This window comes from Flavobacterium hydatis (assembly GCF_000737695.1).
GTDB lineage: Bacteria > Bacteroidota > Bacteroidia > Flavobacteriales > Flavobacteriaceae > Flavobacterium > Flavobacterium hydatis.
Genome location: NZ_JPRM01000014.1, coordinates 103415 through 127821, shown reverse-complemented (window position 1 = coordinate 127821; position 24407 = coordinate 103415). Strand labels below are relative to the sequence as shown.

General features: G+C 31.3%; 19 protein-coding genes. 3 read left to right on the top strand and 16 right to left on the bottom strand.

The annotated features are described in order from the left end of the window. The 7 genes from IW20_RS10365 to IW20_RS10335 form a co-directional block, all read right to left on the bottom strand. Complete coding sequence (locus tag IW20_RS10365; protein WP_035621620.1) at positions 1-3153, bottom strand: efflux RND transporter permease subunit; 3153 nt, start codon at positions 3151-3153, stop codon at positions 1-3. A gap of 33 nt (positions 3154-3186) precedes the next feature. Beyond that, complete coding sequence (locus tag IW20_RS10360) at positions 3187-4320, bottom strand: efflux RND transporter periplasmic adaptor subunit (protein WP_035621619.1); 1134 nt, start codon at positions 4318-4320, stop codon at positions 3187-3189. A gap of 267 nt (positions 4321-4587) precedes the next feature. Then, positions 4588-5343: a LytR/AlgR family response regulator transcription factor gene (locus IW20_RS10355; RefSeq protein ID WP_035621618.1), complete on the bottom strand. Its 756-nt coding sequence runs from the start codon at positions 5341-5343 to the stop codon at positions 4588-4590. A gap of 4 nt (positions 5344-5347) precedes the next feature. Continuing rightward, on the bottom strand, positions 5348-6442 hold the full coding sequence (locus IW20_RS10350; protein WP_035621617.1) for a sensor histidine kinase: 1095 nt from the start codon (positions 6440-6442) through the stop codon (positions 5348-5350). Positions 6443-6502: 60 nt separating this feature from the next. Further along, positions 6503-7549 (bottom strand): 3-oxoacyl-ACP synthase III family protein, encoded by a 1047-nt coding sequence (locus IW20_RS10345; protein ID WP_035621613.1) that lies wholly within the window; start codon positions 7547-7549, stop codon positions 6503-6505. Between the two features lie 54 nt (positions 7550-7603). Further along, a complete protein-coding gene (locus tag IW20_RS10340; protein WP_035621610.1) occupies positions 7604-8437 on the bottom strand; it encodes a universal stress protein in 834 nt (277 codons plus the stop codon). 189 nt (positions 8438-8626) lie between these two features. Beyond that, a complete protein-coding gene (locus tag IW20_RS10335; protein ID WP_035621608.1) occupies positions 8627-8953 on the bottom strand; it encodes an SdpI family protein in 327 nt (108 codons plus the stop codon). 318 nt (positions 8954-9271) lie between these two features. Between IW20_RS10335 and IW20_RS10330 the strand changes: the two genes are divergently transcribed. From IW20_RS10330 to IW20_RS10320, 3 genes are all read left to right on the top strand, one after another. Further along, complete coding sequence (locus tag IW20_RS10330) at positions 9272-9916, top strand: carboxypeptidase-like regulatory domain-containing protein (protein WP_035621604.1); 645 nt, start codon at positions 9272-9274, stop codon at positions 9914-9916. An 89-nt stretch (positions 9917-10005) separates the two neighbouring features. Continuing rightward, a complete protein-coding gene (locus IW20_RS10325; protein ID WP_035621602.1) occupies positions 10006-10674 on the top strand; it encodes a carboxypeptidase-like regulatory domain-containing protein in 669 nt (222 codons plus the stop codon). Positions 10675-10814: 140 nt separating this feature from the next. Further along, positions 10815-11444 (top strand): carboxypeptidase-like regulatory domain-containing protein, encoded by a 630-nt coding sequence (locus IW20_RS10320; RefSeq protein WP_035621599.1) that lies wholly within the window; start codon positions 10815-10817, stop codon positions 11442-11444. Positions 11445-11815: 371 nt separating this feature from the next. On the opposite strand, the gene IW20_RS10315 is transcribed toward IW20_RS10320, so the two are convergent. The 9 genes from IW20_RS10315 to IW20_RS10275 all read right to left on the bottom strand — a co-directional run bounded on the left by IW20_RS10315 (position 11816) and on the right by IW20_RS10275 (position 24371). Next, positions 11816-12742, bottom strand: a complete 927-nt coding sequence (locus IW20_RS10315) for a DNA/RNA non-specific endonuclease (RefSeq protein WP_035621596.1) — start codon at positions 12740-12742, stop codon at positions 11816-11818. A 4-nt stretch (positions 12743-12746) separates the two neighbouring features. After that, entirely contained in the window at positions 12747-13778 is a 1032-nt protein-coding gene (locus IW20_RS25330; protein WP_051885691.1) for a trypsin-like serine peptidase, read from the bottom strand. 2 nt (positions 13779-13780) lie between these two features. Then, positions 13781-14926: a hypothetical protein gene (locus tag IW20_RS10305; protein ID WP_035621594.1), complete on the bottom strand. Its 1146-nt coding sequence runs from the start codon at positions 14924-14926 to the stop codon at positions 13781-13783. A 6-nt stretch (positions 14927-14932) separates the two neighbouring features. Further along, the gene (locus IW20_RS10300; RefSeq protein WP_035621591.1) at positions 14933-17470 is read right to left on the bottom strand and encodes a GAP1-N1 domain-containing protein; all 2538 of its coding nucleotides are present in this window, start codon (positions 17468-17470) and stop codon (positions 14933-14935) included. Next, positions 17470-18297: a TRAFAC clade GTPase domain-containing protein gene (locus IW20_RS10295; protein ID WP_035621589.1), complete on the bottom strand. Its 828-nt coding sequence runs from the start codon at positions 18295-18297 to the stop codon at positions 17470-17472. Before IW20_RS10295 ends, IW20_RS10300 begins: the two co-directional genes overlap by 1 nt. Further along, a complete protein-coding gene (locus IW20_RS10290; RefSeq protein ID WP_035621586.1) occupies positions 18298-19260 on the bottom strand; it encodes a TRAFAC clade GTPase domain-containing protein in 963 nt (320 codons plus the stop codon). Between the two features lies 1 nt (position 19261). Further along, positions 19262-20509 (bottom strand): GTPase-associated system all-helical protein GASH, encoded by a 1248-nt coding sequence (locus IW20_RS10285; protein ID WP_035621578.1) that lies wholly within the window; start codon positions 20507-20509, stop codon positions 19262-19264. Between the two features lie 353 nt (positions 20510-20862). Then, complete coding sequence (locus IW20_RS10280; RefSeq protein WP_035621576.1) at positions 20863-23442, bottom strand: DEAD/DEAH box helicase; 2580 nt, start codon at positions 23440-23442, stop codon at positions 20863-20865. Continuing rightward, positions 23439-24371 carry a HamA C-terminal domain-containing protein gene (locus IW20_RS10275; protein WP_035621573.1) on the bottom strand — a complete coding sequence of 311 codons (933 nt, stop codon included), beginning with the start codon at positions 24369-24371 and terminating at the stop codon, positions 23439-23441. The genes IW20_RS10280 and IW20_RS10275 overlap by 4 nt, the downstream gene beginning before the upstream one ends. Positions 24372-24407 lie beyond the last annotated feature (36 nt).

Here is a 24407-nt window from a genome sequence, read left to right as displayed (position 1 = left end):
TTATTCTTTTATAGTTTTAATTACTGTTTTCTTACCTGATACTTTTTCTTGTAAATATTGAAATAGTATAAAAAGTAACGGAATTACAAAAACTCCCAAAACAACACCACTAAACATTCCGATAGCAGCACTTACACTAATAGATCTGTTTCCTACTGCTGTTCCTCCTGAGGCAAACATTAATGGTAACATACCAGCAATAAAAGCAAGTGATGTCATGATAATTGGCCTTAATCTCGATCTGGCTCCATCGATAGCTGCTTCTACAATAGATAGCCCCGCATAACGTCTTTGAAGCGCAAATTCTACAATAAGAATGGCATTTTTGGCCAAAAGCCCGACCAACATAATTAAACCAACCTGAACATAAATATTGTTATCAAGTCCTACTGCTTTAACTCCCACAAAAGCTCCCAAAATACCTGTTGGAATAGACAGCAATACTGCAAGAGGTAATAAATAACTTTCGTACTGTGCAGCCAATAAAAAGAATACAAACAGCAGACATAAACCAAATATGGCAATAGTCTGGTTCCCTCCTTCTTTTTCTTCAAGGCTTAATCCTGTCCACTCATAACTATAATCAGACGGAAGTTTATTCAGAACAGTTTCTAGATTCCCCATAATTTCTCCATTACTAAATCCTGGTAATGCTACCGCAGTAATATTAACCGAGTTATAAAGGTTGTAACGATCTACAGATTCTGGTCCGTAAACCTTATGTAGCTTAACAAGAGATTTTACAGGTACCATTTCCATTTTTGCATTTCTCACAAATATCTCATTAAACGCATCCTGATCTGTTCTAAAAATTCCATCAGCCTTAACATTTACTCTGTAAAACTTTCCGAATCTTGTAAAATCTGCCGACTGATCTCCTGCAAAATAAGTTTGTATATTACTTAAAAGCTCACGTATATTAACTCCCATTTGACTAGCTTTCTCCTCATCTACTTCTAGTTCAAACTGCGGATAATCTGCTCTAAATGTAGTATAAGCGTATTGAACTCCTGGTTGCTGCATAATTTGCCCAATTACTTTATCGGCCATAGCTTTTAATGTAGCTGGATTACGTGCTGTTCTGTCCTGAAGCACAATCTCGGCACCACTTGTTACACCAAATCCTTCTACAGGAGGCATTCTCAGTACCATAATCGAACCTTCTTTTATAACCGATAATTTGCCATTAACCATATTAAGAATCTCATCAATATCTTTTACCGCTCCTCTATCTTTTTTAGGCTTTAATTTTATAAACCCTAATCCGTAAGCTGGACTGGCACTATTACTTAAGATATTAAAACCTGTAATACTAGTATTATTTTCAATTGCTTCTACTGTTGCAAGTTCTTTTTCTATCTTTTCAACTACTGCTGTAGTACGATCTAATGCTGTTCCTGGAGGCATTGCTAAACTGTAAAGCATAAACCCATCATCTTCCATTGGTACAAAACTTTTAGGAGTAGACATCATCATTACCATAGCAATAGCACTTATTCCTACAACTAATCCTCCTGCAAGCCATTTTCTGCCAATAAGAAAACGAACTCCTTTAATATATTTACCCGTTAGGTTGTTAAATCCTGTATTGAATCCTACGAAAAAACGTTCTTTAAATCCTGTTTTATGAGCATCATTTTTGTGATCACCACTATGATTGTTCTTTAGCAAAAGCGCACACAACGCTGGTGTAAGCGTAAGTGCATTTACTGCCGAAATGATAATTGCAATAGCAAGTGTATAAGCAAATTGTTTATAGAATATTCCTGATGATCCTGTCATGAAACCAATAGGAATAAATACTGCCGACATTACTAATGTTATCGATACAACTGCTCCTGTAATCTCTGCCATGGCGCTATGTGTAGCTTCTTTGGCGGAAAGCCCAGAATCTTCTTCCATCTTACTATGCACGGCTTCGACCACCACAATCGCATCATCGACCACAATACCAATGGCGAGAACCAAAGCAAAAAGCGTTAGAATATTGATTGTAAACCCAAACACTAGCAAGAAGAAAAACGTTCCTACAATAGCAACCGGAACTGCAATAGCAGGAATAATCGTCGAGCGAATGTCTTGCAGGAATATAAATACTACTATAAAAACCAGAATAAAGGCTTCTATCAAAGTCGATTTTACTTGTCCTGTTGCTTCATCAAGTCTTTCTTTGGTACTCATTACATTTACGTATTTAATACCCGGAGGAAAAGATTTAGACAAACGTTCTACTTCCTTATTAACCCCGATTTCAATATCGTTTGCATTCGACCCTGAAGTCTGTAATATTGCCATTGTAACGGCATTTTTACCGCTAGACTTATTATCTCCACTATAAGAAATAGAACCAAATTCTACTCTCGCAACATCTCTAAGCCTTAAAATATTATGACCATCTGTTTTAACTACAATATTCTCATACTGCTCTGGCTTATTTTTTTTCCCTTTATATCTGATAACATACTCTAAAGCCGACTTTGATTCTTCTCCTAATTTTCCTGGAGCTGACTCTAAACTCTGATCTGCAATTGCCTGACTTATATCTGATGGTACTAACCCTGCATTTGCCATTTTGCGTGGATCAAGCCAAACTCGCATAGAGTAATCTTTTTGTCCAAAAATCTGTACCTGACCTACTCCTGGCACACGCTTCATTTGCGGAACAAGGTTTATATTGGCATAGTTTTGAAGGAACAACTCATCGTATTTGTTATTATCATCTGTATAAAGATTAAAAATAACAATCATACTATTTTGCTGCTTAGAGGTCGTAAGTCCCATTCTTACAACTTCCTGCGGTAATTTTGGCGTAGCTTGTTGTACTCTGTTTTGCACATTTACCGCTGCCTGATCTGGATCTATACCTTGTTTAAAAATTACACTGATAGAAAAAGATCCATCATTACTGGCAGTAGATTTTATGTACCGCATATTCTCAACACCATTTATTTGTTCCTCAAGTGGTGTTACCACAGAACGAATAACGGTTTCACTATTTCCTCCGGGATAAATACCACTTACCATTACTGTTGGTGGCGAAATATCTGGAAACCTCGTTACCGATAATCTTGTAAGACCTATGATACCCAATATCACCAATACAATGGAGATAACCGTAGCCAATACAGGCCTGTCTATTATTTTTTTTAACATGGAAAAATGTTATTTTATATTAAAAACCAAAAATTATTTATTGCTTAGCGCTTTTGTAGCTACTTTTGGAACTACTTCCATATTGTCATAAAGTGCATCAATACTATTTAATGCAATCTTGTCACCCGATTTTACACCTGCTTTTACAAAATAATTTACTCCAGCACTACCTGTAATTTCAATAGGTACCATTGCTACTTTGTTACCTTGTCTTAAAACATATACAAAAAACTTATCTTGTATATCTTTTACACTTGCCATTGGTACGCTAATTACCGAAGACAAACTGCTATTTAATACAACTCTTGCTGAACCTCCTGATCGCAATTGTTTTTTTGGATTTGGAAAAATTGCTTTTAATGCAATAGTTCCCGTAGTACGATCAATATTACCACTGGCAACTTCTAGTTTACCCTGATGTTCGTACAAACTATCATCTGCCAAAATCAAACTTACAGATTGGTTTAATTGTGAATCTTTAGAAAAAGATAAATAATCAGCTTCACTCAAAGAGAAATACACAAAGACGGTATTAATATCTGAAAGTATGGTTAATGGAACAGCATCTGAAGGGGTAACCAAATTACCTACACGATTAGGAATACGGCTGATATAACCGCTCACTGGTGCTTTTATCAAAGAGAAATCAGCGTTAAGTTGTGAAGATCCCAAAGCCGATTTTGCTTGTGCTACTTGCGCTACTGCAGCTTCATAATTGGCTTGTGCTGTTTTTAATTGCATATCCGAATATACTTTAGCATCCACAAGAGGTTTAATCTTTTCAATTTCTAATTTAGCATTTGCAAGATTTGCCAATGCGCTCTTATATGCAGCACGAGTATTATTAACTTGCTCTACAAAAACATCTCCTTTAATTTTAAAAAGTGATTGTCCTTTGCTTACGTAATCTCCTTCTTTTACATAAATTGCTTCAAGATATCCTGAAACCTGAGGCTTAATATCAACATTAACTGAACCTTCGATAATTCCTGGGTATTTTTTTTCAACTTCACCAGTTATAGATTTAGCCTGAAAAAAATCTACTTCTGGTTTTGGAGCTTCTAAAGCTTCCGCTCCACCTTTTCCGCACGAAGAAAAGCTAATGATAATCAATAAAACTACCATTTTACTAAGTGTTTTATTATTCTGGAAAAACTGTTTTGTCATTTTGTTTCGTTTTGAATGAATACATCGAATTTGGCGGCAAAATAACAACCGAAATCCCTCTTTAATTGTTGGAAGATTACCCAACCGTAATTATTCAATACTGAAACGAATACGTAGGTTACCAAAGAAAAAAGAACCTTCAGGATTCTGTTAGAAAGATTCAATAATAAAAAAACCGGATTATTATCATTCCACAAATGACAATAATCCGGTAGTAAAAAGTTCAGTATTGATAAAATTAATACGTAACGTATATCTTTAGAGGTATTAGCGATCCATCCATTGCTTAAAAAAAGGTGCTTTTTCTCGGCTAATGATTACCTCACGTTCAGAATCTCCGTAAAGTAGAATTTTAAGCTTAGCATTAAAGTAATTAGAAATAGATTTTATGCTTTGAGCACGTATAAAAAATTGCCTGTTGGCTCTAAAAAAAATATCTGGATTTAGTTCCTCTTCAAGCTCTTCCATCGTTTGTGGAATTGCTATAATAGTGCCATTTTTAAGAAAAAGATGCGACGTTTTAAATTCCGAATATATAAAATCAATGTCGGTAACATCTACACTTTTATATCCGTCTCGGTAAGTAACTAAAAAACGTAATCTAAAGGATGGTTTATTCATAAAACCTTTAAGAATTCCTGCAATATCCTCCGTATTATGATTAGTTTTTGCCAAAGACTTAAATTTAGTTAAGGCATCCTGAAGCTCATTCTTTTCAATAGGCTTCATTAAGTAATCAATACTATTTACCTTAAAAGCTCTTACCGCATATTCATCATAAGCAGTGGTAAATATGATAGGGCAAGTAATTTTTACCTCTTCAAAAATTGAAAAGCTTATACCGTCTGCCAGACGAATATCCATTGTAATTAAATCGGGCATGGCATTAGTATTCAGCCATGTTACTGTGCCTTGAACTGTATCTATAATATCAAGAATTTTACAATCTGGTTCCAATTCTTCCAATAATCTTTTAAGACGATTGGCATTGATACTTTCGTCTTCTACAATTAAAATTTTCATATTATTATATTAAAGGTAAACGAACACAATAAAACCCATTAGACTCAGAAAAAACAGGCATTCGATCAGATAATATTTTATATCTAAATTCAATATTTTTATTCCCAACACCTGTAGAGACAAAACTTTTGCCCGATGTAGGTTGCAAATTATTCCTTACAACAACATCTCCAACATCCGAATAAATAGAAATTATAAGCGGATTAGACAATGTAGCTACGTTATGTTTTACAGCGTTTTCTACCAATAATTGCAGTGTTAAAGGCGGTAAATGTAACTCCATACAAATTGCATTAACTTGTAGTTTTAACTCGACCTTATCGCCAAGACGTTTCTTTAAAAGATAAAAATAAGCATTCAAAAATTCTATTTCTTCTCTTACTGTAATAGTGTCTTTATTAAGGTTTGAAATCATATAACGATAAACCTTTGTGATATTCTCTAAAAATGAAGCTGCCGAGAGTGGGTCTTCATGAATTAATTCGGTAAGAGTACTAAAATTATTAAACGTAAAATGGGGATCAAGCTGCAATTTTAAAGACTCTAATTCAGATCTTGTTACAGCTTCCTGCAGTTGAGAAGCCTTAATTTTAAGCTCAGCAGCTTCCTCAGAAGTTACACGCCATCTATTAAGCAAAAATATACTCGTATGAATAAAACTTATAAAAAGGGATAATATAGCTGCCATTAAATAGGATTGCCATATAATAAGAAGTTCGCTTTCTTTTAATGGTACCTCGGGGTAAAAAAAATTCCATAAAAAAGAGAACAGATAATTTAAAAGAATGTTCCCTATAATGAGAAACAAAAATTGCACAAAGGCTCTAAAAATAGGCTTTTGTTCCCAACTAATCCAGTGATTTAGAGTACGTCCTACAAAAAGACTTATTTCAGTGAGGATTGCACAATACACCAGAATTAAGGACACATCATGAGTCCAATCTAAATCTAAAAAAGAACCTTCATCGAAATTTCGATAAGGATTTAAGAAAAAATATGAAGACAAGTACACTAAAAAAACGACTGGTATTACTATGATTCTATAATATTTATAGAAAAAATTCTTACCGTTGGTTTTATTTAGTGTCTTTGAATTCATAAGCTAGTATAAGAACAGTTGTTGTATTAAAAAATTAGTGTTGTAATTAAAATCTCTCTATTAATGCGTTATAGCATATTCTGATTTTTTATCGTTTTTTAAAGATTTTGTAGTTTTTTGTTTTCTCATCACTCCCCATTTTATACAAGTCGCTCCCCACGAAAAACCAGCTCCAAAAGTGGTGATTAATATGTTTTGACCTACTTTAAAATCAGCAGCAAAATCCCAAAGACATAACGGAATTGTCGCCGATGTTGTATTACCATATTTATCAATATTCACCTTAACTTTTTCTGCACCAATACCTAAACTTTCGCTTACAGCATTAATAATCCTTAGATTAGCCTGATGTGGCACAACCCAATCAACATCTTCTACGCTTAAATTATTACTAGCAAGAACATCTTGAGAAACGCTACTCATAGATTCTACAGCTCTTTTAAATACAAAAGCTCCTTCTTGCTTAATATAATGATCTCGGTTTACAATACTTCCTACAGTAGCAGGAAGCTTAGAGCCACCTCCAGGTACTAATAATGCCGATGTTCCGCTACCATCAGTACGCAAGATGCTTTTCATCATTCCATACTCTAAGTCTGTTTTTTCCAGAAGAACTGCCCCTGCTCCATCTCCAAAAAGAATACAGGTATTGCGATCTTCATAATCTACAATTGAGCTCATTTTATCAGCACCAACCACAATGATTTTTTCGTATCGACCACTTTCAATCATGCTTGCACCTACTTCTAGCGCGTACAAAAAACCACTACAAGCAGCGTTAAGATCAAGGCCAAATGCATTAGTTAGTCCACTTATTTCGCATAATTTACTTGCTGTAGGAGTCAAAAGATGGTCAGGAGTTGCCGTTGCCAGCAGTAATCCATCAATTTCTTTTGGGTCAACATCATAGTTTTGCAATAAATTTTCAATTGCAGCACAAGCAAGGTCTGAAGTTGCTTGATCTTTGCTAGTAGCTAGTCTACGTTCTTTTATTCCAGTTCTCTTTTCAATCCATTCAACAGTTGTGTCAACCGTTTTAGATATCATCTCATTACTTAGTATAGAAGTCGGTACAAAGCCACCTATAGCCGTAATTGTTGCATTCATTTTTAATCGATTATGTTGTTATTTCTTTGCTTTTTATATAAAATAAAAATATCATCAGAAATTAGGGAAAGATAATAGGGGTATATCTAAACCTGCTGCCATGATTCTGGTTTTACTTTTATGAACTAAAGAATCCCAAAAACCATACCTTTGTGGTACCATTACTAAAATATCTGCATTATAATTCTTGATTTCTTTCTGGATCTCATTAATTACAGCATTAGATTTCACAGTCTTATAAATATATTTAACTTCTTTAAACTCTTCTTCAAGCGAAGAATTTAATAGCTGTACCCCTTGCTCCTGCTTAAGATCATCTATTTTTTGATCTACGCTAAAGAACTCTAGCTCTGCTCCCAGATTCCCTACTAAATCTTTTAACCAGCTAAATCTTTTTATAGAAGAGAAACTTAAAGTGTCACAAGCATAAAGTATTTTTTGTATGTTATGAAAACGAGCATTTTTAGGAACTGCCAATACTGGTATATTTAGATTTTTTATTACCGAAGTTGTCGAATTTCCTAATAATTCCTGCTCAAAAGACCGTTCTGCCATTCCCATGACAACTAGTTCAGCATTAGTATCTTCAATTATCGAAACAAGCTGATCCTCAAGAAAAGAATATTTACAGAAACTACTTACCTCAATAGCATAAAGATTTGAAATTTCTTTTCCAAAAGCCTCTAGTTTTTCGGTAGCTTTTTCAATTTGCTTTTGCATAGCTTCAGCTGTAATATGCGCATTAGAGCTATGTAAACTCAAAGAAAAAGAATTAAACAAAACAAGTTTGGCACTTGTAGCTTTTGCAAGTCCCGCTGCATAAGCAACAGCGTTATTTGCTATATCAGAAAAATTTGTAGCAGCAATAATAGTAAGTGGTGAGCTCATAGTTATATCATTTTAAACAATTATAAAAGTAAAATTCCTTAATTAACCACTTAAATTGTTTTTAAAACGACTGAAAGGTCATTTTTCAGACCTCAACCGTATTATTTCGTTCCCGAAAAAAACGAATAGTTCTCATAAATACGATAAAATACGAATGCAAAAATATTGTTACTACAACATCTTTAGCTTTTATAATTTAATTTTTTCATATTCTGATAATTTCCTTTCCGTAACAAAAAACAGCAAGGCTAATTCAGCTAATAAAATTATTGCAAAAACCTTTTTGTTTACTTCATCTACAAATAGCGATGCTACACAAAAACCAATAATATTACATACCGAGATTACAAAAAATGCAATTGAAGCAAAATGATTTAAAAAATTCCAATTCTCAATATTTTTCATCGATTTCTTAGTTCTATAACCATAAAAACGATTAATATTTTTGGGCGGAAAAAGCATTAATAACATTGAAACAAAGAATAAAAATATTGACACTAAAAATTCTGTTTGCATAATTATTGTTTTTTTTAAAGATTAAAAATGAAAGACTATTTATACCTGATTTGTTACAAATAAAAAGAATAAAAGAAGATGACAACCAATGTTTTACCTAAAAGAATACCTCAAAAACAAAATCGGATAAGATACTATTAGCCTAAGATAATCTGAGTCAAATTCTAATTAATCCAGACAGTATAACATTCTATCAATACCAATTAAATTCTAATTATTTTAAAAAAATAATCAAATCCTTATCAATTAATTCCTATTTTTAAACTTGTAAAAGCAAGACGCAACAAGAAAGTGTACAGCTATAATTTTTGAAGTAAAATGAAAAATAATATCAAAATAACAATTCCGAAGCCTTGCCATGAAAATTGGCTAGAAATGACACCATCTGAAAAAGGTAGATTTTGCAGCAATTGCCAGAAGAATGTAATTGATTTTACAAAAGCATCAGACAGAGAAATTCTTATGTCATATACTAAGAATAATACCTTATGTGGTCGTTTTAATAGCACGCAACTTAACCGAAATATCACAACTCCAAAAGAGAAAAACTCTTTTTGGATGATTGCTGCTGCATCTGTAATTACATTTTTAGGATTAGGTAATCAAACAACAAGAGCACAAGAAAAAGCAAAAACAGAACAGACAGACCGCAAACAACTTAAAGAGAATATAAAGGCTAAATCTAAAAAAGACCTCATAACCTATACAGGAACTTTATATGATTCTCGAAACAACCCAATAACAGATGCTAATGTTAAAGTAAAACGAACCAAAATTGAAACCAAAACTAATTTTGACGGAGAATTTACAATAAAGGCAAAAAAAGGAGCTGTTTTAATATTTCAGCATGAAGATTTTTCAACCACCGAATTTAAACTTGAAAATGATCTCAAAATTAAACCAATAATGAAAAATTATTATTTTATAGGAGAAGTCGTTACTGTAAAAACAGAAGATGATTAAATACATTTTTAAAACTCATAAAAGTTAGACACACACAAAATGTATTCCCGTAATATTATTTGTCTGATCAAAATTTAATTCAAATTAAAATGAAAAATAATATCAAAATAACGATTCCCGAGCCTTGCCACGAAAATTGGCTAGAAATGACACCAACCGAAAAAGGTCGGTTTTGCAGCAATTGCCAAAAGGATGTAATTGATTTTACAAAAGCATCAGATAGAGAAATTCTATTAGCATATACTAAGAATAATACCTTATGTGGTCGTTTTAATAGTACACAACTTAACAGAAATATCACAACTCCAAAAGAGAAAAACTCTTATTGGGCGATGGCTGCGGCATCTGTAATTACCTTTTTAGGATTAGGTAATCAGAGTGCAAAAGCACAAGAAACTATAAAAACAGAACAAACCGATATAAAACATAATGACACAATTTCTGTTGATAATAATGACGAAATTACATATACCGGAACCGTTTATGACGAAGAAAAACTACCAATGCCTGGAGCATCCATAAAGATAAAAGGAAAAAATATAGATTCTGATTTTGATGGCAAATTCTCTATAAAGGCAAAAAAAGGAGATATATTACAAGTATCTTATCTTACTTATGATAATGTAGAATTCAAACTTACCCATAACCCAAAAATTAAAATAAATTTAAAGAAAACTACTGCCTCTAAAGATGAAATGATAATTACGCTTGGTGCAATAATCATAAGAAATCCAGAAGACGAATACATAGAATTTTAAAAATAAAAGACATAAAAAACCGAGTTTGTAACTCGGTTTTTTTTATAAATAGAATTGATTCTTATCAATAATCCCTATTTTTAAAACTTGTAAAAACAAGACATAACAAGAAAGTCTACACCTATAATTTCCGAATTAAAATGAAAAATAATATCAAAATAACAATTCCGGAGCCTTGCCACGAAAACTGGCTAGAAATAACACCAACTGAAAAAGGTAGATTTTGCAGCAATTGCCAGAAGAATGTAATTGATTTTACAAAAGCATCAGACAAAGAAATTCTTATAGCATATACTAAAAACAATAACCTATGTGGTTGTTTTAATAACACTCAGCTTAACCGAAATATCATGACTCCAAAAGAGAAAAATTCTTTTTGGATGATTGCCGCTGCTACTATGATTGTATTTTTAGGATTAGGAAATCAAGCAGCTATAGCTCAAGGCAAGGTACAAACAGATAAAAAACAACAAGGTGATTCTATAAATATTAAATCTACAAAAAATAAATATTCTGGGATTGTATTGGATGAATCCGATAATCCTTTACCGGGTGCATTTGTAATGATTAAAGAAAGCAAAGTTGGAATTTACACTGATGGTGAAGGTAAATTTTCAATCGACGCCCAAAAAGGTCATAAATTAAAAATTTTATTTATTGGCTATAAAGATTTAGAATTTAAACTTAAAAAGAAATCTAAAATTATAATCAAACTGGAAAAAATACCAACCCCTGGAGTTCTAATCATTACAAAATACGACAATGAATAAAACAAAAAAACCGAGTCATTTCTGACCCGGTTTTTTCTTATTGTTTAAAGAAGAATTATTTTACTTCTTCTAAAGCAAAAACATCTGTATATCAAGACATTACAGAGAACATGGTACAAATAAGGTACAAAATAAATCCAATTTATCCATGAAATAGGTACTGAGTATAAAAAACAAAACTATTAAATTTTGCTCATCTGACCTTAAAAGGGGCGAATACGAACCTTTTAATCGAAGATTTGAAGGTTTTAGCTGGCTCTTTCGAGGATGTTTTATAATGAAGTGATAAAATAAAGCTATTGCCGAAATTAATGGAAATAAAAGTTAACTTTAATTATACTTAAAATTAGTATTGAGCTTTTGCTATAAAACTATAATAATATATTTTCAATACTAAAACCTAATTCATATTCGATTGAATCACTTTCTAAATCAGGATCAATGTCTATTTCATTTAAAACCAATTTCGCAGTTCTTTCATCTGTATATACATCAATTGCTTTTGGCATTTCTAAACCAGATAATTCTTCAATGAGTGACACATTTACTTGATAAGTATTTGCATCATCAAATTGCATAAAAATTTGATCATCAGATTCTAATTGTTCAATAATATTATCTTTTAATAACAACTTGTTTTGACTCATCATAAATCCAACTCTATAAAGCTTTCCGTCTTCTTTCTCAAAAACAACTACCTTCCAAAATAATGAAGGAATTTGTATTTGAGCGTTATTTATAGGTGTTACAAAATATGGATTGGAATTTGATAGAACTGGTCCTGTAAAAACACAGATTCGCAACTGATTTTGTTTTGCTTCGGTATGAAGAATATAATCTTCTAAACTTCTCCAAATATCTCTATTTAAATCTTTATGTTGAGGAACTGCATTTGTATAATAAAATGTTGAATCTGCTGCATTTAATGCAATTCCAATGGTTTCTCCCCATTGAACATCTTCTCTTTTAGTCATATGCCCTCTATCAAAATTACTTTTAGCAGAGCTGTAAAGTTCTGTTCCCCATTGCAAATCTTTTACTATCCTATTGTCTTTACGCCAATTGTCTTTTCTAGGAACTTTTTTAAATTCTAAACCGTCAATATTAGTTGCTGTATAAAAGGGAAATTTATGAGATGACGATAATTGCAAACTATAGTTGATGTAATTTATTACATTATTGCCATCTTCATCAATCACTAAATCTCTGGATTGCTCTTGATTTAGTATTGGTAAAAGAACTTTTTTGTTTAAAATAAACTCATCATCATATCCTTTAAATAACATTTTGCTTTTCATCTAGTTAGTTTTTATGATTATCTTTGAAAAATTGAATAATTTTATTTATTAGTATTCCTTCATTTCTTATTTTTAATCCATCTATAAGAGCCGGTTCATCAGATTTACTTCCACCTCCGCTATGATGCAAAGCAACAACCTCCCATTCAGAATTAAAGACAGGAGATCCTGAAGAGCCTTTAAGAGTGTCGGTAAGATACTGAACAATTCTTTCGTTCGTATGAGTCACAATATTATGATATAATGAAATTTGTTTCATCTCTCCCCTCGGATGTTGAATAATATTAACAAAATCATTTATTAAAATTTCAATCTCTTTTAACTCAATAAAACCATATTCTCCTAATGTATTATTTTCATCACTTAATTTAAAAATAGTTGCATCACAGTCTTTTACTTCTGAACAATACCAAGGTCCATTTACATCAACCATAAAACTCCTAGAAGGAATAGTATTCCCATTAATATCGAGTTCATAATCAAATATTACCCTTGTTTTTTCTATGTCTTTTTGATTATTGATTACATGATAATTAGTAATAAAAAAGACATCATCAATATCTTTTACTTTGAACAAAAAACCAGTACCAACATTATATCTATTATTACCAATTTTAATCTCAACTTTTCCAACTGATTTACTTTTCTGTACCCCTTTAGCCAAAAAATTAACGGGCAGTAAGGTACTTCGATCCATTGTTAGTACTTCTAATGTCTCATTGGAAACATCCTTCCAATCAGAGGATTCATCAATGTCAGGACTTTCCGAAAAATCAATTTCTTTAGAAATTAATGCAGATTTTAGAAATTGGTTATCTGGATATGAATCTAAAACGGATTTCACCAATTCACTTACCTTACTGTTTTTATCTGCCTCACTAAGAACACTACTCCAAACATCCATTGCGTTACCACTAGTATCAATGAACTGCTCTTTTAACCCTGATGCTTTTACATATTTTTTTATACTATCCTTATTGGATACTAATTCACTTAACACATCATTTAATTGTGTTAGTTTTTTTGTCCAAGCCATAATTATTTAAAAATTTGTGGATAATCCATTGCAACTCTGTCAATAAGACTTTCAACCATTGTTTTTTCAATACAAATGTTTATTAGCTGAGAAGACATTGATACGGCTGAGTCTTCAACGAATAAGGAAACATTCAAGCCAATATTCTTTGCTAATGTTCTGATAGACATACTGGATTGGTAAAATTGTGGAAGCTTTATGATTAACTGTTCAACAGATAACCCTCTAAAATGTGCTCCTCTAATTCTTTCGTAAAGCAAATTAAGCTTTGCTTTTTCTGAAGCATGAGTTAACTCTAGTGGACAAAAATAACGTGATTCAAAAATTGGCTTAACCAGATTTGGATTTAGTAGATATTCTCCGAAACGTTCATCCTTTCTTGCGTAACTTTCAAAGAAACTTTGAATTTTTGAATCAACATCTAAAACCTTACTATCAGCCGTAACATAGACAAAATCGTAAAAAAGACTGTCTTTATGTTCATACTCCATTAAAGAAAAAGGGTGATATTCTATAGGACAATCTTTTTTAGATACTTGAATTTTATCAATAGAATCAATTAGCAAATAGCCTCTAGGTATATCTTTGGTTGAAGCAAACTTTGATGCCCAATGCGTGTCCATTGGCTGCCACTTCGCTTCGCTTATTACAACACAATCTCCCTGTTTAATTTTTAGCATCTCAATTACTTCTGGGAAAAATAAAATAGGAATTCCCACAGAAGCATTACAACCAGCGCTTATAGACATTAATTTTTTGCCACCGTCCGTGGGTGGAAGTAACAAAGTCCCTACCCCTCCCATAACTTTTTTTGATTTTCCAGGGGGATAAAACTCAAGCCATTGCTTGCTTTGCATTGCAATATCTTCTTGTTCGTGCTGTCGAACTAATTTAGATGAACTTGACCAATACAGCCCTGGAACACGAGCAATCCAATCTGAAACAACAAAATTGTATAAATTAATTTTCTGCCCCCAATATTTTGTTGGCTCAGCAATAACACTTTTCCAAAATTCTTCATCTGTATAAAACCAATAAGTAGTATTGGCATCAGCTACCACAGTCTGACTACTTGTTTCTTGAGCAAAAGAATAATTTTCAATTGTTTCAATAATTTTAGCTCCTTTATATAATTCTTGTAGACTCATGACTAATTATGTTTTTATATAATTCTTTCGTAGCCCATATATGATTTTAAACTTTTTACTATCTCCATATTGTTTTTCGATTTCCGTTAGCAATTTATTCATAGTTATCTTCTTAAATTGATTCCTTCGTACTTTGTAAAGTGCATCACTCCAAATTTCATTTGCTGTACTCTTAGTGAGCAAATCTGATTCCTTTCCTCCAGCTTTTTTCCAAATAGTAGTTAAGGCAGTACCGTTGGGATATAATTCAACTATTAGCTCTTCTGTACTTTGCCACCACTCATCAGTCGGAATATTGACCGAAGATATCGTGCCAGAAATAACAAGTGCTGCTTTAGTGATAAAATCCAAAAGATAATGACATTCTGCCAAAGCAAATTTCCAATTGTTACTCTTTGAAGCTTTACTATTAATTATGTAAGCGGAATTAGTAAATCTTTTCACTGCAATTAACGTTCCTAGTTGAGTTGCTTCAACTGCAGTAATATTTCCTGTGTAATTACTAAGATAATCTTTGAGATTACTATCTTGAAGATTAAACTTATCGAAAATAGGAATCACACTTTTAATATTATTTCGATTAAAAAATAAAAAGTCCCAAACACCTTTCTGACTTATATGATCTATTATAAAGACATCATCGGGTATTTCTGTATTAGAATTTAAACTTAACTGATTAAGGAGAGCTGCTGATGTTTTCGTTAAAAAATTATTCTTAGCATTACCTGAAATTTTCATCCAAAATTCAGATCTGTTTGGATAAAAGAGAATATTGCCATGTTCAGACTGTGAAATTTTGTCTATAAGTTCTTCAGAAATATTAGCACCTAAAATCAAACCATCAAATAATTTACTAATTTCTTTATCTGGTTCTTTTAATCCAGTTTTAATCTCATTTCCAATTAAAATCGCTTCCAGCCAAACTTTTTGCCAATTAGCATCCAAAACTTTTAATTTACTTAAGTTTTTTGGTGACTTTGAGCAAATTTTACCCGCGATTTTAATCAATCGTATATCGCCGGTTCTAACAGCATAATCAATAATAGATCCCTCATTCTTTCCTTTAACTATTATATCAATTGCATCAAAGTGCGATGAATCCTTGTCAACTTTCATAAGTTCAGTCAAAGCTTCATATAATTCCAATTGAAAATTTAAATTCTGGGCATAAAGTCTTAACCAACCATTGTTTAATGAGAATACTTTTAGCTCTTCAAACATTAGTTGAGAAAGATTTTTAGGCAGCTTTTCAATGAAGCATAACTCAGATTCTTTCGATTGACTAATAAAACGCGTAATTTTAGATAAAAACAATGGCGATTCCATTAACCACATATAAACCACAACCACTTTAGAAACATTTATTGTTTTTAAATACAATTCCAACTCAATTTCTATTAATTTGTCCCACCAATTAAGATTATTACTTTTTAGATTATCAAAAAATAATTTTAAATCATTAGAAGTTTTTCTGATTGAAAATATATTATTTTTTATCCACTTAGTAAGAGCTTCTGAAAGAAGAACTGTGGAATTTCGATAACTTTCTGTTCTAAAATTTTTTAATATCACTATATCAGAAAATTGACCACCGTCCATTAATTGAATAATTTTCACTAACAATTTCTGTTTAAAATCATTCCCTTGATTATCAGCAGGAGCAAATTTTGCAATAATATGTGAAAGTGTATTTAATCTTTTTATATCAACTACATCCTCCATCTTTTCGAACGTATCAAGGCCTTTTGCAACGAAATTAATATCATCTCTTGAAAGAGATTTTGAGCCAATAACTTTCTCAAAATTCTCTATACGCTGTTTTACCGAAGAATCTCCAATTAATAATTGCTCAATAAATTCTACCGGTTTATGATTGTCATTTTTTGCAATAATAAAAAAATCTGATCTAAGAAACTTACTTTGAACACTCTCTGGAACTGCAACTAAATTAATACCTTCAACTATCTTATCATCATTATTAAAAGAAATCCCAAATTGAAAACTTTGCCGTTCCTGCTCAGTAAGACGCTTCCATATCTCTATTACTGCCAAACTAAAATTTTCCTGTCCAATCCAAATTAAAGTGTTTTTATAATTTTTCACATTAACATATCCATTAATTAGCTTACTGAATCTTCCTTGAAATGTCGACGATATCAAATCAGGATCAACCTTATTTTTATATTCAACTTGAATAGATTCTAGTACTACATCTTTTACTATTTTATCGGGTAATAAGTTTATGATTTGGCCTATATCCTCAATACCAAGAATATCTTTTTTAAGGATAATTAGAACATGTGAAAATTTTCTGCCTCTTCTTACCTCAGGAGACAAATCTTCAAAAGTTTTCATTATAAGAAAATATTCGCCTTCAAAAAAACCTCGAATGGCAGGAACCCACATAACTCCTCCAGTTTGATCCTGTAGATCAGCTCTGAATGCTATATTTTTAGCCAAATTAATATCTGGCATTGTGGTCTTAATCAAACCCCATGCTTTGTTTACTTCTCCACAAATTGATTGATGTACTAAAAATTTCACTATAATGCTTCTTCAATTAGTTGTGTTATGTCTTTTGTGTGAGTACCATCAGCTAATACTAAATATCCGAATTCTTCTGGTCCTTCAATCAGATATTTCTCTTTATTCTCAGGTGTATCGAGAGCAAATCCTTGGGCAGATAATCCTATTATTTTCAAAAGTTCTGAATTCCAATTAGACTCTACAAAATTTAATAAAAGAGGTAGTTTACTTTTTAATATATCGTATGGTTTTTCTTCTGTATTCATTTCGTCCCAACAAGTTAAAACGATTGTTAGTTTCACGTTGTTGTTGATTAAATGGTAGTCGTAACCTTTCGAATGCAATATAATTTGCAATAATTCTATAAAAAAACTTTGATCAGATATTTTATCTTCGACAATTGGTAACGTCTTTTCTGTGCTTTTTTTATGTTGCTCAGAAAAAGTTATATCACTAATATCAAGAGACTTATTAACGCTATTTAATCTTATAAAAAGGACCCAACTATTACTTTCGCTAATTGATGTTTTCCATTCCTTATTTAATTCTCTATTTTCAACAATACTTAAAACTTGTTCTCCTCCATATTCTGGACATCTTAAATCTATTTGCCTTTCTGAGAATTGTATAGGTAAATAAAACTTAACACTTTTTTCAGCAGGAGTTGTCTGTGGTTCTTCACCAGCAGATAAAGACTCTCTTGCACCGAAAATAGGCGATAAATCATCTACAGCTTTATAAAGTTTGAGATTACTCTTCTTTTTTTGAAGCCTTGAATAAAATTGTGATAAAAACACCGTTTTAGATGAATGTGGTTTACCAATTAATAATATTGATTTGCTCATTTAATTAACTTTATAATTTAAAAAAATATCTCTTCCCACATTTTTATTCTCCAATGTAATTTCTGTCTTACTAGCGCTAAATATTACAGAGAGAAGCCAGTCCAGTACAATTATATTATTTTTATGTACTAAAACATCTGGATCTTCGGCAGAAAAGTTACTAATATCTATTTCCGTAAAGTTGTTCTCAAAAATTTCACTTAATTCTTCTTGTAGCTTTTCCTTAATCTTAGTATGAACTTCCTCCTTTCTGTCGCTTTTGGACCAAACAGCAATTACTGGTCTATTTTTTAAGTCGTGTTTTAACATTTGTGCTATATCTACAACCTCGGTTTTCCCTTGGTTTTTTCTATTTATAAGATCTTCACAGTCAATAAACAAAATAAAAGCATTTGAATGTTCGTAAACCCATCTTGCATTTTCTGCTCTTTCATCCTCTCTATTTTGGGACCAAATTGAGAAAACTTCTCCAGAAGCATCTGATAAAAAAATGTCTTTCAATAATTTTGATTTATTTCGCAATGCTAAATGTAGTAAACGAATATATTGAGCTGGAGTTGGATCAGGAAATGCAACACTTTCCTTTTGCACTTTTAACTTATGATAAAATTCGTCCCAAGCTTTAATAGTTTTTGTTCCACAAAAATCAAAATCTTGGAGTTTAACGCCTCTTAAAAGCAATGTAAAAAGCATAGCGAGATAAGTTGTTTTTCCTGCATCTGCTTTACCTACGACACCAATAATAATTGCTGGATTTCTGAAAGTAACTTTAATTAATTCTTCTATATTTAAAGCTTCTCCAGACCAAGGTAGATCTGACACCTTTTCTTTTTTTATAGTAGTTATCTTTTTAGATGGTTGCGCGTTTGAATTTATCCAAAACTCGCAATCAGCAGGTTTGTCTTTTCCTTCGTGGCAGTTAATAGGAGCAGCACATTCTGGATTTGAACAGTTTCCTCCCATACTATTTTGTATTTGTAATTTTTATTAATTGAAAGTCATGAAAAAGCCAATTTACTAATTCAGTAGGAAATAATTTTGTACTTAATTCTATTCCTACCAACTTCTCAAATTGAGTCAATTGGAGTTTATTCCATAAGAGTCCATTGATAAAGTATAATAAGTTGGTTTTCCCGGTAAGTAGCTCCTGCTCTGGCAATATGGTTTTTAATGTTTCTGAATGCTTTTGAATGGCTGTAAGAAAGTCTTCAATTGTCATTTCTTGTTCCGTAATTACCTTTAGTTCTTTATAAGTTCCTTTAAGAAAATAATCAACGGCTTTTGGGTAAACTACAGGAATGAAATATGAGTAGTCCTTCGCTAATAGTATTTCTAAAACACTTTGATCAAGTTCTCGATAACTTGTATCTGCAGACGTTGAATATCCTGCCTCCTTCCACCATAAAAGTTCAGATCTAATCTCTGATGATTTATTTTTATCGTAAATTTCTTTTTTAATCACCTCTAACTCTTCATTCAATACACTTTGAATTATATTTTTATTTTCATTGGCAATAGTAACAATAGCCCTAAGACAACCGTCCATAATAATTTTTATTCCCTTAGCTGTTCTTGAAGGAAACTCATATGTCCATTCAGCTGCTTCATCAGGTAAATATGGATTTGGAGAATCAAAATTTGCTTTTCCAGCTTTGTTTGTTGGCCCTACTGCATCTTCTAAATACTTTGTCAACGATTCTTCGTTTGGTAAGTACTTAGTTATATCTTTTAAATCAATAGTTTTTTTAACTAATTCATTTCCATCCGACAAGGCCCATTCTTTGTTAGCAGTTTGATTGATGTTATTTCCTAATTTAGAAATAAAATCTAAAATAATTCTTTTTTCTTCTCCTAATAGCTTAAAGTATTTGATGATATTTCTACTTGCAAACCAAATAAGCAATGAGTTATTTAAATCCTCACTTGTAATATTTAAAGCTTCAAGCATAACTGCTTTTATGTAAGTTAAGGGAGTATCCTTGGTATTTGATAAGAAAGTACTCCAATTTTTAATGATAATTTCTTTTACTTCGATTATATTGACATCATCTGCTGATATATCCGGATTTATTGCTATCAAAGTATATGAAACTATTTTTATTTTACTTTTTACCAGTTTCTTAGCAATTTCATCTGCAGCCTTTTTTAATTTTTTAAAATCTTCATCATTAATTACTGAAAGAAGATTGGAATTCAAGTACTCTTGTATCATAAATATTATTTTTTTTAAATAAAGTTAGTCCATTAAGCAAATTCTTAATATTAACATTTCACTAAATATTAGTTCCAGTTTTTAATTAATACCCGTTTTATTCTTTAATTACTTATAGTCCATGTAATTAACATACTCGAAGATTGGCATCAATTTTAAATGATCATTACCTTTGTTCCCTATATTTTTATATGAAACTATTCTAACTTGTAGTGATTAACAAATATTACAATTTAATATGAACATTCTTTACGGAAAACCATATTAACCTTCAAATATATCGATTACCAAATATCAATAACCAAGTATTAATACCTGTTTATTCATAATTTAATACGTTAAGCTATCGGGGACTACAGCATTTTATTTATTTCATGATACTCAATAGATGACTCATTATATTTTTTAAGTATTTCACTTTTGTTAATGGATACTAGCTTTGAGTCCTGAATATTAAGCGCATATCTGCATTTATTGTAAATAGTCATTGCAGTATGTCTTGATAATCCCATATTCTGTAATGCAATAACAATTCTATTTTGAGTACCATACTCTAAAAGAGTTGCCCAATTTTCTCCCGAATTCTCTTCACCCAATAGGTTTATTACTATTTGATAGTAATGATTAAAATATTTTTCAAACAAAAATCTTAAGACATATTCAATATCATCAATAATTTTTTCAATAACGATGTTAACATGATTTAAATTATTTTTCTCAAATACTGCAAATTCATTATAATCAACTTGTAACTGCAAAGATTTTTCATCATGCCAGTTAAGAGACTGAACTATGATTTGATTTAAAGTTATTCCATTCATCCATTGGTTCATTATAACAGCATAGTATTTCATACTATTCTTATTTGAAAGCTTTTTTTCAGCTTTATCCCACTCATATAAATCATACATACTTTCCAAAATCTGCAAACAAACAGCATACGAAATATCTGTATTTGGAAGTCTTAAATCCTGCTTTTTTAAATGTCTTCCTTTTAAAACATTAAAAATTTTTTGCTGTTTACTAATATTTATCGACTGGTTGGTATTAAGAATTTCTCTGGGTACAGTTATATCCTTTGTAATGCTTTTGGCAATTTCAATTATATTTTGTTTATTTTTCTGGATAAGTTTTTCAATAACAGGGCTTTTGTATGAAGACCTGATTTCTAAAGTATCGATACATATTATGTTTGCTATGTAATCTAAAATTTCTTTTTCAGTTTCCGTACCACTGATATTTTTGTTTAATAAAATTTTTTCTATTTTCTGAAGATTCTTGTCAATTTTGGTCAAAATTGTAGGCTTTAAAGTTATGGGCTTTTTGAGCAAAATAGTACTCTTATTTTCCCATGTACAATACTCATGTTTGATGCAGTATATATTTCCAAATAATTCTTTATTTAACCTCCCTGCCCGGCCAGTAAGATTCCAAAAATCAATTTCTTCCAATTTTCCTAAACCATTTTTATTATTTAGGATAAATAAGTTTTTAGTCGGCATATTGACCCCCTCTAATAATGTCGATGTACAGAATACATTCCTGATTTCCTCGCTCTTATATAAATCTTCAACAAGATTTCTCAATAATTGCGGAAGTTTTCCATGGTGGTAAGCAACTCCATTTTCTATTAAGTCAGCCAAAAAATAATCTTTATGGATGTAATCCCTAATTTGTTTTGAGGCGTTCGCAATGGCAGTTGTGATCTCTATTTTTTTATTCTCTCTGTTTTTTACATAATCAACCGCTCCATTTATAGTTTTTGGTTTGCTGTTATTATAAATTAGATTATTCGAATTCTCCCCCAGATAATCTATCACTTTACTGATCGTGGAAAATTTTTCATTAAAATTTTCTGTCTCAATTTTTTTGAAATCATTTTTCTCAATTAATTCTACTCTTTCACTTAATATGTCTATGAAGTATAAATTTTGCGAAACTGGCGATTCATCTGTTTGAAAATAATTATCGCTAGTCTGACTGTCAAACAAATTCAAAAAAACCTCCGGATTTGAAACATTGGGCGAGGAGAAATACAACTTAACGTTTTTACCATATTTGCTCAACGTTCGCTCAATAGCAGAATAAGTGGTTATGCTTCTTGAATCCTTTTCCTGTGCGAGTTTATGAGCCTCGTCTACGAATAAAAAACCTATAGGAGGATTGTTTTTTTGCGACAAATAACTGATTAATCTTTCTGGTGTTAAAATGAGAATATAGTTATGAACTTCCTCTGTCAGTAGATCGCTAATATTGGAATTTGTTGCAATTTTATAATTATAGCGTTCAAGTATGCTTTGTAATTCTCCTTTTAAATCTATTGTAAACTGATTAATTAGAGCTCTTGTAGGAACTAATACAACTAAATTTTCAGGAGGAATATTTTTTATAACTTTTCTAATAAAAGCTTTTATTATAAATGATTTTCCCATTGAAGTAGGACCAGAAAAGCTATATCTCAAGCTTGAACTTAAATTCTTAAACAATAAATATTGAGAATCCGTAAAAACCTGATCCTCGGAGTCTGGAACATGCTGGATTATCTTTTTTGCTTCCACTTCAATCATCCGATCAAATGGGATTAAAGAATGATTTGAATTTAAATTTTCCAGATATCTTACTGCGGGAAAATTACCCAATTTTGAATATATAGCTTTTGACATCGTTCTATATATTTCATTATCACAATAATTATAATTAAGAAATGTAACAATCTGGTAAGATCTGTTTCTTGCTGCTGAATCTAATGAATTTGAAAGAATATCTGCAAATCTCAATGAATCCTTCAATTCTTTATTTGAAAGAATGCTTTTTATCTCTTTATTTATAGCTTGTTCAGCATTTATCAAAGAACATTTATCGAATAAAATTTTGAAATATTCATCACGCAGTATGTCCTCGGTTAATTTATCTATGATTTTTAGTTGGCTCATAACAGTTCCTCTATTATGTCCTTTCTAGTCTCCTCTAAATCAGAAAATGGAATAACGTATATATAAAAATTATAACCAGTGAATTCGGCTTTCTTTATTTGGTAATTTATTGAGTTTAATAATGAATTAACCTGAGCAGTAATTTTAGTTCTGATATTTTCACGAAATTCATGATTGGGCAACTTTTTTTCGTCGGGATCAATATCAATATTAAATCCTAAAAAGATTCCAAATGAATGGTCAATATTTGTTTCGTCTGTGCTTGCACTTGGTATGATAATTTTTTTTAAGAGATCATAGCTATTCTCATCGTAAGCTTCCTTTACCAGCTGGCTGCTTACTAATTCAATTTCAAAGTCTTTTTTTACTCCTTTTTGGGAAAGTAATTTACCAATGGATTCAAATGCTTTATAAATGCCTTGCTGCAAATCAGAATGTAGCTTTGATTCTCCAAAAATCAATTGATAATCCTTATCGTTTAATTTCAGCAAATGAACTCCGTCTGCACCATTAACAAACATTTGATTTGATGTTTTAAGTTCTAGTTTTGTTAGAATTTTTGGAGCATTTAAATGAGATTCTAATAGGCAATAAAGTAATATTTCCCCAAGTTCACCTCCTTCAGTCTCTTTAGTTGTAGATGAAGTATTTTTTTTGATTTCTAAATGATTTCTTAGAAGGCCTCTTGCTTTATCAGTAAGCGTCCTAAATTTTCCTTCATCAACTAATTTCCTTACTTCTGTTCGGGACAAAGCAAAATAATGCAGCTGGTCGGCTAATAATTCAATCAGTTCATTGTATACAAATTGATTATTAGTAACCCGCAGAGTAAATAAATTTAATTTATTTAAATTTTCTAGCTCCTGATCCTTTATATCCGAGTAGAACAAATCGAGAAAATCTTTTCTAATATCAGTTTTTAAACTCATCAGATATATTGTATTAGAAGATTAAACAAAAAATAT

What these genes read in the sequence shown, in the direction of transcription:
- IW20_RS10315 (WP_035621596.1), bottom strand. Translation starts at nt 12,742, where the DNA reads ATGAAAAGCAAAATGTTATTTAAAGGATATGATGATGAGTTTATTTTA.
- IW20_RS10325 (WP_035621602.1), top strand. Translation starts at nt 10,006, where the DNA reads ATGAAAAATAATATCAAAATAACGATTCCCGAGCCTTGCCACGAAAAT.
- IW20_RS10355 (WP_035621618.1), bottom strand. Translation starts at nt 5,343, where the DNA reads ATGAAAATTTTAATTGTAGAAGACGAAAGTATCAATGCCAATCGTCTT.
- IW20_RS10280 (WP_035621576.1), bottom strand. Translation starts at nt 23,442, where the DNA reads ATGAGCCAACTAAAAATCATAGATAAATTAACCGAGGACATACTGCGT.
- IW20_RS10350 (WP_035621617.1), bottom strand. Translation starts at nt 6,442, where the DNA reads ATGAATTCAAAGACACTAAATAAAACCAACGGTAAGAATTTTTTCTAT.
- IW20_RS10320 (WP_035621599.1), top strand. Translation starts at nt 10,815, where the DNA reads ATGAAAAATAATATCAAAATAACAATTCCGGAGCCTTGCCACGAAAAC.
- IW20_RS10285 (WP_035621578.1), bottom strand. Translation starts at nt 20,509, where the DNA reads ATGATACAAGAGTACTTGAATTCCAATCTTCTTTCAGTAATTAATGAT.
- IW20_RS10335 (WP_035621608.1), bottom strand. Translation starts at nt 8,953, where the DNA reads ATGCAAACAGAATTTTTAGTGTCAATATTTTTATTCTTTGTTTCAATG.
- IW20_RS10360 (WP_035621619.1), bottom strand. Translation starts at nt 4,320, where the DNA reads ATGACAAAACAGTTTTTCCAGAATAATAAAACACTTAGTAAAATGGTA.
- IW20_RS25330 (WP_051885691.1), bottom strand. Translation starts at nt 13,778, where the DNA reads ATGGCTTGGACAAAAAAACTAACACAATTAAATGATGTGTTAAGTGAA.
- IW20_RS10340 (WP_035621610.1), bottom strand. Translation starts at nt 8,437, where the DNA reads ATGAGCTCACCACTTACTATTATTGCTGCTACAAATTTTTCTGATATA.
- IW20_RS10305 (WP_035621594.1), bottom strand. Translation starts at nt 14,926, where the DNA reads ATGAGTCTACAAGAATTATATAAAGGAGCTAAAATTATTGAAACAATT.
- IW20_RS10365 (WP_035621620.1), bottom strand. Translation starts at nt 3,153, where the DNA reads ATGTTAAAAAAAATAATAGACAGGCCTGTATTGGCTACGGTTATCTCC.
- IW20_RS10295 (WP_035621589.1), bottom strand. Translation starts at nt 18,297, where the DNA reads ATGAGCAAATCAATATTATTAATTGGTAAACCACATTCATCTAAAACG.
- IW20_RS10330 (WP_035621604.1), top strand. Translation starts at nt 9,272, where the DNA reads ATGAAAAATAATATCAAAATAACAATTCCGAAGCCTTGCCATGAAAAT.
- IW20_RS10275 (WP_035621573.1), bottom strand. Translation starts at nt 24,371, where the DNA reads ATGAGTTTAAAAACTGATATTAGAAAAGATTTTCTCGATTTGTTCTAC.
- IW20_RS10290 (WP_035621586.1), bottom strand. Translation starts at nt 19,260, where the DNA reads ATGGGAGGAAACTGTTCAAATCCAGAATGTGCTGCTCCTATTAACTGC.
- IW20_RS10345 (WP_035621613.1), bottom strand. Translation starts at nt 7,549, where the DNA reads ATGAATGCAACAATTACGGCTATAGGTGGCTTTGTACCGACTTCTATA.